This window comes from Rothia sp. 11273D007AR (assembly GCF_053547255.1).
In genome coordinates, this window is sequence record NZ_JBPPWJ010000007.1 from 46,266 (window position 1) to 58,710 (window position 12,445).

The 12,445-nt window shown below is 60.9% G+C and carries 9 protein-coding genes; 6 read left to right on the forward strand and 3 right to left on the reverse strand.

What is annotated here, in order from left to right; all coding sequences use genetic code 11:
• The first annotated feature begins 493 nt into the window (after positions 1-493).
• Together ACED88_RS05190 and ACED88_RS05195 are read left to right on the forward strand one after the other, a co-directional pair.
• Positions 494-2,188, forward strand: a complete 1,695-nt coding sequence (locus ACED88_RS05190) for an L-lactate permease (protein ID WP_449108953.1) — start codon at positions 494-496, stop codon at positions 2,186-2,188.
• 345 nt (positions 2,189-2,533) lie between these two features.
• On the forward strand, positions 2,534-3,292 hold the full coding sequence (locus tag ACED88_RS05195) for a FadR/GntR family transcriptional regulator (protein ID WP_449108954.1): 759 nt from the start codon (positions 2,534-2,536) through the stop codon (positions 3,290-3,292).
• On the opposite strand, the gene ACED88_RS05200 is transcribed toward ACED88_RS05195, so the two are convergent.
• From ACED88_RS05200 to ACED88_RS05210, 3 genes are all read right to left on the reverse strand, one after another.
• Positions 3,289-4,215, reverse strand: coding sequence for a phosphoribosylaminoimidazolesuccinocarboxamide synthase (locus ACED88_RS05200; RefSeq protein WP_237185095.1), 927 nt, complete (start codon positions 4,213-4,215; stop codon positions 3,289-3,291). The genes ACED88_RS05195 and ACED88_RS05200 overlap by 4 nt on opposite strands.
• Before the next feature lie 85 nt (positions 4,216-4,300).
• Complete coding sequence (purD, locus tag ACED88_RS05205) at positions 4,301-5,581, reverse strand: phosphoribosylamine--glycine ligase (RefSeq protein ID WP_449108955.1); 1,281 nt, start codon at positions 5,579-5,581, stop codon at positions 4,301-4,303.
• 245 nt (positions 5,582-5,826) lie between these two features.
• A complete protein-coding gene (locus ACED88_RS05210; protein ID WP_449108956.1) occupies positions 5,827-6,750 on the reverse strand; it encodes a DUF559 domain-containing protein in 924 nt (307 codons plus the stop codon).
• Positions 6,751-7,091: 341 nt separating this feature from the next.
• On the opposite strand from ACED88_RS05210, the gene ACED88_RS05215 reads away from it, so the two are divergent.
• The 4 genes from ACED88_RS05215 (at position 7,092) to ACED88_RS05230 (ending at position 12,409) form a co-directional block, all read left to right on the forward strand.
• Positions 7,092-7,799 carry a TetR/AcrR family transcriptional regulator gene (locus tag ACED88_RS05215; RefSeq protein ID WP_449108957.1) on the forward strand — a complete coding sequence of 236 codons (708 nt, stop codon included), beginning with the start codon at positions 7,092-7,094 and terminating at the stop codon, positions 7,797-7,799.
• Positions 7,800-7,836: 37 nt separating this feature from the next.
• Positions 7,837-10,866, forward strand: coding sequence for an MMPL family transporter (locus tag ACED88_RS05220; protein ID WP_449108958.1), 3,030 nt, complete (start codon positions 7,837-7,839; stop codon positions 10,864-10,866).
• A 149-nt stretch (positions 10,867-11,015) separates the two neighbouring features.
• Positions 11,016-12,014 (forward strand): asparaginase, encoded by a 999-nt coding sequence (locus ACED88_RS05225; RefSeq protein WP_449108959.1) that lies wholly within the window; start codon positions 11,016-11,018, stop codon positions 12,012-12,014.
• Positions 12,014-12,409, forward strand: a complete 396-nt coding sequence (locus tag ACED88_RS05230) for a sterol carrier family protein (RefSeq protein WP_449108960.1) — start codon at positions 12,014-12,016, stop codon at positions 12,407-12,409. Before ACED88_RS05225 ends, ACED88_RS05230 begins: the two co-directional genes overlap by 1 nt.
• The last annotated feature ends 36 nt before the right edge of the window (positions 12,410-12,445 follow it).

A 12,445-nucleotide genomic window follows, 5' to 3' on the forward strand; every position in this document is an offset into this window, starting at 1 on the left:
GCATGGGTAGCCCGCGTTTTCCTCACCGGTTCAGGGGCGCGGACGCCGGTGGCCGGGTGGGAGAGGAAGGGCGGGCGGGGTGCCTGTTAGATTCTTTTCCTACTCCCTCATTTAACACGATGGGGTCGGTGTTTCGATACTTTAAATAGGGCATATTTTCTTATGCAAATAATCTAACGGTCTGACCGCACAAAGAAAGCTGAAAGAACCCCGCTCCTCCACCGCGGGCGTCCGCGCACCCCAAGAACCACACAAGCAGGTACATGCCAACACAAGAGCGCACCCAAAAACCCCGAAAAACCCACAAAACCACAGGGGCGAAAAAAATACCGCAAATAGATGCGGCCACAGCTTGGCGAAAGTGAACTACCTCATGTAACGTAGACCTCGAAAAGCAATGGTCTGACCACAGGAGGTTAGGCCTCATATTTTTTGGCTCAGCACCCCACAGATGTGACGCCCAGCCATACCACACATCACTAAGGAGAATACGGTGGAAAATACCTATACCGCTGTAACCGACGCCGTAGGAGGAAGCCTCGCGCTCAGCGCCCTGGTCTCCACCCTGCCGCTGTTGGCATTCTTTATCATGCTGCTCGGCTTCAAAGCCCGCGCACACGTCGCCGGTCTCGTATCGCTGATCGTTGCAATCCTCGTCGCCATCTTCGGCTTCGGCATGCCCTGGGACCTCGCCGGCATGTCAGCCTTCCGCGGCGGCATCTACGGCCTCTTCCCCATCGTCTGGGTCATCCTCATGGCCATCTGGTTCTACGAAGTCACCGTCCTCTCAGGCCGCTTCGAAGACCTGCGCCGCACCTTCGACCTCATCGGCGGCGGTGACCTGCGCATCCAGGCCATCCTCATCGCCTTCTGCTTCGGCGGCCTCCTTGAAGCCCTCGCTGGCTTCGGCGCCCCCGTTGCTATTACCGCAACCATGATCCTGGCCCTCGGCGTCAAGCCCCTCAAGGCTGCCACCACCGTCCTCATCGCCAACACCGCACCCGTTGCCTTCGGCGCTGTCGCTATCCCCATCACCACCGCCGGTGAAGTGGGCGGCAAGGACGCCACCGTCATCGCAGCTCTCGTCGGCCACCAGGCCCCCTTCATCGCCTTCTTCGTCCCCTTCATCCTCCTCTGGATCCTCGACGGCGTAAAGGGCCTCAAGGACGCCTGGCTGCACGCAGCCGTCATCGGCGGCTCCTTCGCCATCGCACAGTGGTGGGCATCAGCTCACTTTGTCTACCAGCTCACCGACGTCGTCGCATGTATCGTATCCATCGCAGCAGCCGTCGTCTTCATGCGCTTTGTCAAGCCCCGCGGCGTTGAAGGCATCCGCGAACGCTACGGCATCACCGCACCCCTCGAAATCGAGCACCTGCCCGGCCGCCGCATCTGGATGGCTCTGATGCCCTACCTCGTCGTCATCATCATCTTCGGCCTGGCTAACCTCTACACCCCGCTCGTCGACTGGCTCAAGACCACCGCCATCAAGTTCGAGATGCCCCTGCTCAAGGACCGTCTGCTCACCGCTTCAGGCGACCCGGTCAACTCCGTCTACTCCTGGGCATGGCTCGGCAACCCCGGCACCTACCTGCTGATCTCAGGTCTACTCGTTGCCATCCTGTACTCCATCTTCAACGAAAACGGCAAGTACAAGATCTCTATCGCTGACGCCGTCAAGGAAATCGGTACCGTCGCCTACAAGATGCGCTGGACCGCCGTTACCATCGCCCTCGTTCTGGCCCTGGCCTTCGTCATGAACTACTCCGGCCAGACCGTTGCCATCGGCGAATACGTCGCCTCCCTCGGCGTCGCCTACGCCTTCCTGGCACCCGTCCTCGGCTGGGTCGGCACCGCCGTCACCGGCTCCGACACCTCAGCCAACGCCCTCTTCTCCAAGCTCCAGGTGACCGCCGCTGAGCACCTGCAAGAAGGCGGCATGACCGGCGCCCACCCCGAACTCATGCTGGCTGCTAACACCACCGGTGGTGTGGTCGGCAAGATGATTTCACCCCAGTCCCTCGCCATCGCGGCCACCTCGGTCAACATGGAAGGCAAGGAGTCCGAAATCTTCAAGGCAGTTCTCGGCTGGTCCTTCATCCTGCTGCTGGCCGTCTGTGCCCTGGTCTTCCTCCAGGCAACCGTTCTCTCCGGTCTTCTGGTTGAGCCCTACCTCACCGGCCACTAATCACCAGCCTCGCCCTATGAGTTAGGCAGACAAGGGCGGTGCAGTCCCACGTAACACACGTTGGAACTGCACCGCCCTTACCTATACCTTGTCTATGAGGTTTGTTCAGAAGGTATGCCAGGCTCACGCTGGATGAAGCCCGGCAGATTCCGAGCGCGCGAGGAAACAAATCTGCGGGCGGAATAGGCGCAAGCCTGACCCTCACGCCCCGCCTAACGGCGGATTCCGTTCGCTCTTGTGTGCTCGCGCGCTCGCACTCGCTCACTTCATCGGAGCCAGCAGCTTCGCCGCGAGCCTGCCTAACCTTTCCCTAATCTAGTTATCTCTCAATCTGAAAGACAGCGCGTGAAAGAAAAAGAGCCCACCTATACCGCCCTGCTCGAGTCCATCGAACACCGGTTGCGCCACGGCCAGCTGCGTATCGGCGACCGCCTGCCCGGTGAGCGCTCCCTGGCAGAGGAATACAGTATCTCACGGGCCTCGGTGCGCGAAGCCCTGCGCATTCTCTCCGCGGTGGGCCTCATTCGGTCGGGGGTGGGCTCAGGTCCCAAGGCCGGTGCTGTCGTGGTCTCAGAGCCCTCGGACGCCCTCGGCTGGGCCCTGCGCATGCACATCGCCACCCGTACCCTGCCGGTAGCAGACATCGTGAGCACCCGCGTCCTGCTCGAAGGCGAAGCCGCCGCCCGCGCAGCCGACGTAGCCCACCAGCCCGAACACGCCGCGTCCCTCGCCACCGCCCGCCGCTACCTCGAAGAAATGGACCACGCAGATATTAGCGACGACCGCTTCCACTTCTGCGACACCCGCTTCCACTACGAAATATCGTCCCTCGGTGGGAACATCGTGATGGACACCGTCATCGACTCCCTGCACCTAGCAACCGTAGGCTACGTACAGGAAGCCGTGCCCTACCTCGACAACTGGGAAGCAACCAAACGGGAACTCCAGGACCAGCACCGGGCCATCTACGCGGCGGTTATTGCCGGAGATGCAGAACGTGCCCAGCGAACAGTCGCTGAGCACATTCGTTGGTTCTACGCCCTCTCAGAAATCGGGGCCGCCCACTACGAGTACCACCAGAAGGTACGCGATACGCAGGTCTAAGCCTCGAACTTCTGCCCGGTCAAACGCTCGTAGGCCTCAACGTAGCGGGCACGGGTCTTCTCCACAACCTCGGCGGGAAGCTCGGGCACGGGGCCGGTGCCGTCCCAGCCCGACTCCTCGCTCTTGAGCCAGTCGCGCACATACTGCTTATCGAAGGACGCCTGGGCACGGCCGGGCTCGTAGTCATCGGCATCCCAGAAACGAGATGAATCGGGGGTCAGCACCTCATCGCCCAGGGTGATTTCACCGCGGTAGGAGTCGGTACCGAACTCAATCTTGGTGTCGGCCAGAATGATGCCGCGCTCACGCGCAATCTTCTCGGCGGTCTCGTAGACATAGAGAGTCAGTTCCTGCAGGCGGTCGGCGATAGCCTCCCCCACCTCAGCGTCGAGCTCTTCACGGGTGATGGGCTCGTCGTGCTCCCCCACCTCTGCCTTGCCGGTGGGTGTGAAGAGGGCAGGCTCCAGGCGGGAGCCATCTACCAGACCGGCGGGCAGCTCAAACTCGTTGACCTTACCGGTCTTGCGGTAAGAAGCCAAACCGGAGCCGGTCAGGTAACCTCGCACAATGCACTCAACCGGGAACATGTTCAGAGACTTACAGATCATGGCACGGCCAGCTACCACCTCGGGCACGTCGGTAGACAGCACATGGTTAGGCACACCCTTGAGCTGCTCAAACCACCAGAGGGACATCTGAGTCAGAATCTTGCCCTTATCGGGAATCTCGGTGGGAAGCACCTGGTCGAAGGCGCTGATACGGTCGGTGGCAACCACCATCACGGAGCCGGCACGCAGTTCGGCATCGTCCTTCACGTTCAGGCCGGTGACGTCCTGGGTATCCTCGTCGGGAATGTAGAGGTCACGGACCTTGCCGGAATACACGTGCTTCCAGCCGGGAATGTCTACGGGGGTATGGCTCATGATTTTCTCCTGGGGGTGTGCAGGTGGGCTGTGAGGTGATAGAAAAGTGACTGCCCACGCGGGTGCGGTGGGCAGTCACAGGAGGTTAGTTCTGGGTGGGAATCTGAATGCGATTCTCAGCGGCAGCGAGCGCAATGTCTGAACGGTACTGGGCACCCTTCCAGGCAATGTCGCGCACGCCGGCGTAGGCAGCCTCGCGGGCTTCGGTGAGGTTCTCGCCCAGGGCGACAACAGCCAGCACACGGCCGCCGGTGGTGACGATCTCTTCACCGTCGAGGGCGGTTCCTGCGTGGTCAACATGAACGCTCTCGCGCTGGTTAGCGGCGTCCAGGCCGGTGATGGCATCGCCCTTGCGGGGAGTATCGGGGTAGTTCTCTGCAGCCATAACCACGTCGACGGCGGTGCGGGGGTCCCAGTCAAGAGCAAGGTCGGCGGGCAGTTCGCCCTTGGCCGCTGCCAGAAGGACGCCGCCGAGCGGGGTGCGCAGGCGGGCCAGCACAGCCTGGGTTTCGGGGTCGCCAAAGCGGGCGTTGAATTCGATCACGCGAATGCCGCGGGAGGTAGCTGCCAGGCCACAGTAGAGCACGCCCACAAAGGGGGTACCACGGCGGGCCATTTCGTCAACGGTGGGCTGGGCTACGCGCTCAATAACCTCTTCGACGAAACCTTCGGGCAGCCAGGGCAGGGGGGTGTAGGCACCCATGCCACCGGTGTTGGGGCCCTCGTCGTTGTCGAAAATACGCTTGAAGTCCTGGGCAGGTGAGAGGGGCAGGCAGGTGCTACCGTCGGAGATCACGAAGAGGGAGACTTCAGGGCCGTCCAGGTACTCTTCGATGACGACGCTACCGCCAGCTGCAAAGCAGGATTCAGCGTGGGCTAGGGCTGCATCGAAATCTTCGGTGACAACGACGCCCTTACCCGCAGCCAGGCCGTCATCTTTAACAACGTAGGGGGCGCCGAAAGTAGCGAGAGCGGTTTCTGCTTCTTCGCGGTTGGTAGCGACCTTAGCCATAGCGGTGGGCACATTGGCGCTGGCCATGACTTCCTTAGCAAAGGCCTTGGATCCTTCGAGCAGGGCAGCGGGCTTGGACGGGCCGAAAACGGCAAAACCGGCATCGCGCAGGGTGTCTGAGACGCCTGCGACCAGGGGGGCTTCGGGGCCAATAACGACCAGGTCAGCGGCCAGTTCGGTGGCTAGTGCAAGGGCTGCCTCGGGGTTATTTGCATCGATAGCGTGCACGGGGACGTCCTGGGCGATACCCGCATTACCGGGGGCTGAGTGCACCTCGGTAACGGCTGAATCTTTCAGGAGTGCTCGGATTATTGCGTGTTCACGACCGCCGGGGCCCAGTACCAAAACCTTCATTCTTTTAGGCTACCGGCAAGGTCACGATTTGATGAAGTTTTTACCGCAGTTTGAGCGGTTTTTGCCGATTGATTTTTGCGGACGCCCGCCCCGGCACGCCCGCTCGGGGCTGGTAGGCGCGTATCGGCGTCCGCACCGCGATGCCCCCACTCAACTCACGTCATCCATCGCCTTTCCGCATTTATTCTGATTTACCCGCAACTAGTTGCGGTGTTTTCAGAATAAATGCGGAGAGGTCTCGATAATCACTGTTCCAACTTCCTCACTCCACCATGCATGAGGCGCTGAATCACGACCTGCGGCCTGTTCATAAGGTCGTCCCAGGTGGCTCGAACGACCGTCCAGCCCATAAGTTCAAGCGAACGTTGGCGCAGGGCATCCCTGCGTAGCTGCTCCTCTGTCGGGCGGTAGGCACCGTAGTACTTATGCAGGCCGTCGACCTCTAACAGAAGTTTCAGCGCTTCCCAGGCGAAATCTGAACGGTGCACCCTGCCATCGTGCGCTCTTATTTCCAGCTGCTGACGAGGACGTTCGAGGTTAGACTGCACGATTCTGAGCATTGCCAGCGATTCAAGAGGGGACTCGGTCAAAGCGCTCATCGACTCAGCAATCAGGGAAAAGCTGCTCGTCCCGTAACCGCTAGCGCCCATGAGCTGGGTATGGACATCGCGATAATCTACATGGGCGCGGTGCAGAAAATAGTCTGTAACTGCCAGGGCCTGAACTACAGGTAAGGTTCGAGCACAGTCGAGAATCGTGGTCAGTGGGTCCGTGACCGGAAAACCAGCTACCATCTGGGCCGCCTCACATATTTCTGACCGGGCGCTATGGTACCTGACCTGGCTATGGTGCCGATGGTTAGAACGGGGAAGAGACAGCTCAACCTTTGCGGGCAATCCAAAGAGCGGAGCGCCCCATATCAACGCAGCAGAAGTATGACTGAGCACCGCCTGCCGGTGAGACATCGCGAGCGCTATCGTCACAGCGATACACCGCTCTTCGGGAGTAAACTGCCGACCTTCTGCCGCTGAGATATAGACACCTCGCGTCAGCCGAATCAGCTCACCCCGCCGGTGCATAGCGCCGATGAGGTTTTTACTCACTCCTTCCAGATTGAGCTGTTGAGATGTTTTCACTTTGGCCGCAATGCGTTCAATCCTGTCATGCATGGGACTACTGTCGCAGAGTGGCTGCGAGCACTCAAGCACTATTTTCAAACCTGTGGATAACTTCAGTTCTCCCTTGTCAAGGTGCACATCAGACCTGTGGAAAAAATTGCAACAGAAGGTCACAGTCGAAACCGCTTAACTCGTGCGGCCCACCATCCCCCCGCACTTATTCTGATTTGCCCGCAACTAGTTGCGGGGTTTTCAGAATAAATGCGGAGAGTTTGCCCGGCCGCACCTAACTCTCCACCCGTACTACCCCCCAGCCCGCACTCATCCGCCCGTGCCTAACCCCACACCCCAACTATTTGCAGTTCCTGCAATATTGCAGTTACTGTAAATACATGCTGAAACACACCCCTCCCCTCGACCGGCGCAGGGCCCGCTCGACGGCGTCCAAGCAAAAAATCGCCGCGGCCGCTGAACACCTTGTGCTCACCGGCGGGCGAACAGGCCTAACAGCCTCGGCCCTTGCAGAGCAGGCAGGGGTCTCAGAACGCACCGTCTTCAACCACTTCAAAAAACTCGAAGACGCCCTAACCTACCAGCTCTCATCCCACCTCGAATCCTGCATCGACGAGCCCCCCTTCCCCCGGGGAGTCGCTATTGAAGACCTCCCGCAGGCCCTGGTGCAGCACTTCCACGAGGCGGTAGAAACCGAACGGGTGCAGCAGGATCTCGTCCGCTTTGTCACCCTGGGCGCAGCACTGGTTGAGGAAGAGTTTGACCTGGTAGCCCGCGAAGTCACCCTCACCCTGGGCGATATCTGCAACGCCCTCTGTAGCGAGTTTGATCAGCTCTACCCCGATCTATCACTCGACCAGTCACTAGCCCTTGGTCTCTTCGCCTACAACCTGCTGATGGGTTACGTTTTCGCCTTTGTGCGGTTCGCTCAAGAACTTGAAGAGAACATTTTTGAAGAGCCCACCAAGCAGCTGGTTATCGAGCCCCAGATGTTCGTGCCCCATATCCACGCTTATATCAACCAGGTAGCAGCCGGAACCCCGGTATTTGCCGCTGACGGCAGCGTTACCTCCCACCAGACCGTTTAGAGAAAACACAACCACACGAAAGGGAAACCGGCAGGCCATGTCTGAGTTCCTCTATAAAGTCGGTAGCTTTGCAGCTCGCCGCGCCTGGACCGTTATCGGCATCTGGGCGCTGGTGATTGCTCTAGCTGGCGGCGCCTACGCCTCTTTTAAGGGCGATTTGACCGATTCCATCACTATTCCTGGCACCGAGGCGCAGCTGGTTCAGGAAGAGCTGAGCGACACCTTCAACCTGAATCTCAATGCCGGTACCGGTTCTGCCATTGTGCAGACCGAGGACGGCTCAGCCTTCACCGATGCGCAGAAGGCTGCTGTGGCGAGCGCCGTTGCTGAGACCGAGACCGTTGAGGGCGTTGATAGCGTCACCGATCCCTTTGCTGTAGCTCAGCAGCTTGCAGACGGCCAGGTGCAGCTTGAGGCGGGTCAGGCTGAGGTGAGCGGGGGCGAGCAGCAGCTTGCGGACGGCCAGGCGCAGCTTGATGGCGCTAAGAACCAGTTGGATTCGGGGCAGGCTGAGCTTGATTCCCGCAAGGGTGAGCTTGAGTCTGGTCAGCAGCAGCTCGATGAGGGCTATGCCCAGCTTGAGGACGCCCAGAATCAGCTGAACGAGGCCCGTAGCCGTCTTGAGGGTGAGGGTGCTCCGCCGGAAGCTTTTGGTGAGCTCAACGGCCAGCAGGCCCAGCTGGATGCCCAGAGGGCTCAGCTGGACGCCACTGCCGAACAGCTCAATCAGGGCCGCACCCAGCTGGAAGAGGTCCAGGCCCAGCTCGATCAGGGTCGCGCCGACTATGAAGCCGGTCTTGCCCAGCTTGAAGATTCCCGTTCTCAGTTAGAGAGCGGTAAGGGCACTATCGAGCAGAACGCTGCTCTGCTGCAGATGTCTGAGAGCGGTGTTGCGATTTCTGAGGATAACTCCACCGCCATTATCTCTGTTACTTTCGATGCTGAGACCGGTTCTATCCCTGTAGAAACTCTCGAAGAAACCCAGCAGAAGCTCAACGTGCTGTCCGATAACGGCCTGACCGTCACCTACGACCAGTACATGCAGGGTATCGAAACAGAGATGAACGCGACCGCTGAGGCTATCGGCATCGGCATTGCCTTTATCGTCCTCTTCCTGATGCTGGGCACCCTGGTCGCTGCCGGGCTGCCGATTATCATGGCGATTATTGGCGTGGGCACCTCGGCCCTGGCCGTCCTATCGCTCTCGAGCGTCATCGAGATGACCTCCACTACTCCCACCCTGGGCACCATGCTAGGCCTGGCTGTGGGTATCGACTACACCCTCTTCATTCTGAACCGCCACCGCACCAACCTGGCTAAGGGGATGAACGTGAAGGAGTCCATCGCCCTGGCCACCGGCACCTCCGGCGGCGCGGTCTTCTTCGCCGGCGCTACCGTTATCATCGCCCTGCTGGGTCTGAACGTCGTGGGCATCCCCTTCCTGGGCGTAATGGGTAACGCCGGTGCCTTTGCGGTTGCTGTTGCCGTGGCGGTAGCCACCACTCTCTCCCCCGCCGTAATGTCTCTGCTGGGTGAGCGCATCCTGAGTAAAAAGCAGCGGGCGAAAATTGCGGCTGGCGCTCAGGCTGCCAGCGAGGACGACGCCCAGGCAGCTTCCATTCGGGCAGAAGCTAAGCAGGCGGCGGCTGCCCATGAGGAGGCCCACCGCGGCTGGATCGGCCTGATCTTGAAGAAGCCGATTGCCACCGTTGCCGCTGCGGTTCTGGCGCTGGGTGCTGTCGCCCTGCCGGTGACCGATATGCGGTTGGGTCTGCCGACCGGTGCCTCCCAAACCACGGATTCAGTTGCCTACATCTCGTACACCACGATTGCCGACAAGTTTGGTGAGGGTCAGAACGGCCCCATCGTGGTAGCAGCCCGCCTGCCCGAGGGCACCACCGAGGAACAGGCCAAGGCTCTGCAGGTTGAGGTGGGTCAGAACCTTCTGGAGCAGAGCGATGTCTCAGCCGTCATTCCCGCCATGATTTCTGACGACAACTCCGCCCTGCTCTACCAGGTGATTCCCGACGAGGGCCCCAACGCCCAGTCGACCACCGACCTGGTGCACACCCTGCGTGATATGACCGTCTCAACCGATAACGGTGAGGTGACCTTCGGCGTCACCGGTCAGACCGCAATGGCCGTTGATATTGCCCAGAACCTGGCTGAGGTTCTGCCGGTGTACGTTGCGCTGGTCATGGGCCTGTCGTTGCTGGTTCTGATTCTGGTTTTCCGTTCCATTCTGGTGCCGGTCACCGCGACCCTGGGCTTCCTCTTCTCCCTGCTGGCAGCGCTCGGTGCGACCACGGCTGTTTTCCAGTGGGGCTGGGTTGCTGAGCTCTTCAACGTTTCGACCCCCGGCCCGCTGCTTGCCTTCCTGCCGATTCTGGCTGTGGGTATTCTCTTCGGCCTGGCTATGGACTACCAGCTCTTCCTGGTCTCGGGCATGCGAGAGGCCTACTCGCACGGTCGTGGAGCCAAGACCTCGGTTGTCGTGGGCTATCATCACGGCGCCCGCGTGGTCACCGCTGCTGCGCTGATTATGGCCGGTGTCTTTATCGGCTTCGTCTTCTCCGGTGACCCCATGATCGCCTCCATCGGCTTCGTGCTGGCGGTCGGTGTACTGTTGGACGCCTTCGTCGTGCGCATGACCCTGATTCCGGCGCTCATGTACCTGCTGGGTGAAAAGGTATGGTGGCTCCCCGCCTGGCTCGACCGCCTGCTCCCCGACCTGGACGTTGAGGGCACCAAGCTCGAAGCTCGGGCCCAGGAGGAAGAGGCGGCCCCCGCACCTACTGAAGCGCGGACGTCCGCCCCGGTGGAAGACGCTCGGCACGAAGTGGTGACCCCGGCGCCCACTCAGCAACTGGCGTCCGCGCCGGAGCGTCCGGTCAGTCCCACCCAGGTTGTGGCGGTTGAGTCCACGCGTGCTCTGGCCCAGGCCGCTGTGGTTGCTGCCGACCAGGCTCTAGCTGCGGCAGACGAGGCCCAGGCTGAGGCGCAGCGAGCTGCCCGCGCGGCCCGCGAGGCGCTCAAGGCTCTTTCTGAGCAGCAGAAAGAGCAGTAGCGAGGACGCCGCACCCGGCTCATCTCGCACGACCAGTCGGTAGATGCCCGCATTTATTCTGAAAAACCCGCAACTAGTTGCGGATGAATCAGAATAAGTGCGGGCATCGCTCGTTTCAGCGGCCAGGGCTACCCAGTAGACTGGTGGGCATGCAGACTTTTACCGCGCAGCAGGCAGCAGAGCTGGCAGTCGTCACCCGTGGTGACTTTATCGAGTCCCGCCATGTGGGGTCGCTGGTCGTACTGGCGCCCGACGGTTCTACCGCCTTGAGCCTGGGAACCCCCGAGGCTCTAGTCTATGCCCGTTCGGCGCTCAAACCCTTGCAGGCTATTGCATCGATGAACGCGGGGGCTGAGTTACAGGGGGCCCAGATTGCGCTGGCTGCCGGTTCCCATACCGGTTCTTTTGAGCATATGAAGGTTGCCCAGTCGGTGCTGGCTGAGGCCGGGCTAACCGCCGATGCCCTGCTCTGCCCACCGGCCTGGCCTGCTGATGAGCCCAGTTACCACGCCCTGGTAAGGGCCGGCCACGACAAGCAGCGTCTGGCTTTTAACTGTTCCGGTAAGCACGCGGCCTTTCTCTGGGGCTGTGTGAAGTCGGGGTGGTCGACAGATAACTACACCGACCCGCGCCACCCCCTGCAGGAGCTGGTACTTCAGACTATTGAGGAATTCACGGGTGAAACTCCCCAGTATGTGACCGTGGACGGGTGCGGTGCCCCTGTTGCTGCTACCTCGCTGGTGGGCCTTGCCCGAGCCTATTCCACTCTGGGCTCGGCGGTTGAGAACATCACAGCTGATGCCCGCGCAGCCACCGTCGCTACGGCTATGGTGGACTATCCCGAGTACGTCCATGGCCCCGGCGGCTCCGATACGGTTCTGGCTGAAACTCTTGATGCCGTGGTCAAGCGCGGTGCCGAAGGTGTGCTGGCCATCGGGCTGCGCTCTGGCGCATCGGTGGCGCTGAAGATGCTTGATGGTTCTAACCGTGCTGCTTCTCTGGTCGCTGTGCGTGCGCTCCAGGCGGCAGGTTATGTAGAGGCTGAGGTGGCTGACCGGGCGGTTGCTGGAACCACCCTACCCATCACCGGCGGCGGGCAGCCCGTTGGTTCTCTTAAGCCTGGCGCTGCATTTGAGGGGCTCCTCTAATGGCGATTCGCCGCAAGATTTCCGAGGCGGACGGCCTCGCTGCCGTTACTCAGGTACGGCAGGTTTTTGAGGGGGCAGAGAATGAGGACGCCCGCGCGGCGGCTTTTGCTGCCCTGCCGCGCGAGGTGCGGGCGGCGTCCGTCCGTTTTCTGCTCGAAGAGCTGGCTACCCTTGCCCCCGGCAATTCGGTGGAGGTGCGGGTGCCGCCTTTTGGGGTGACCCAGTGTATTGCCGGGCCGCGGCATACCCGCGGCACCCCGCCCAACGTTGTTGAAACCGACCCGATGACCTGGTGCGCTATCGCGCTGGGTTATGACAGCTGGCAGAGTGCTGCCCCCGCGATTTCGGCGTCCGGGCTAAGGGCAGATCTCAGCGACTATCTGCCACTTCTTTAAAAATAAAAGCCCCGGGAGCTTACTCAAGGCAGAGGC

Coding starts and splice junctions, on each gene's coding strand:
- ACED88_RS05200 (WP_237185095.1), bottom strand. CDS start 4,215: ATGAGCCATACCCCCGTAGACATTCCCGGCTGGAAGCACGTGTATTCC.
- purD (WP_449108955.1), bottom strand. CDS start 5,581: ATGAAGGTTTTGGTACTGGGCCCCGGCGGTCGTGAACACGCAATAATC.
- ACED88_RS05210 (WP_449108956.1), bottom strand. CDS start 6,750: ATGCATGACAGGATTGAACGCATTGCGGCCAAAGTGAAAACATCTCAA.
- ACED88_RS05215 (WP_449108957.1), top strand. CDS start 7,092: ATGCTGAAACACACCCCTCCCCTCGACCGGCGCAGGGCCCGCTCGACG.
- ACED88_RS05220 (WP_449108958.1), top strand. CDS start 7,837: ATGTCTGAGTTCCTCTATAAAGTCGGTAGCTTTGCAGCTCGCCGCGCC.
- ACED88_RS05225 (WP_449108959.1), top strand. CDS start 11,016: ATGCAGACTTTTACCGCGCAGCAGGCAGCAGAGCTGGCAGTCGTCACC.
- ACED88_RS05230 (WP_449108960.1), top strand. CDS start 12,014: ATGGCGATTCGCCGCAAGATTTCCGAGGCGGACGGCCTCGCTGCCGTT.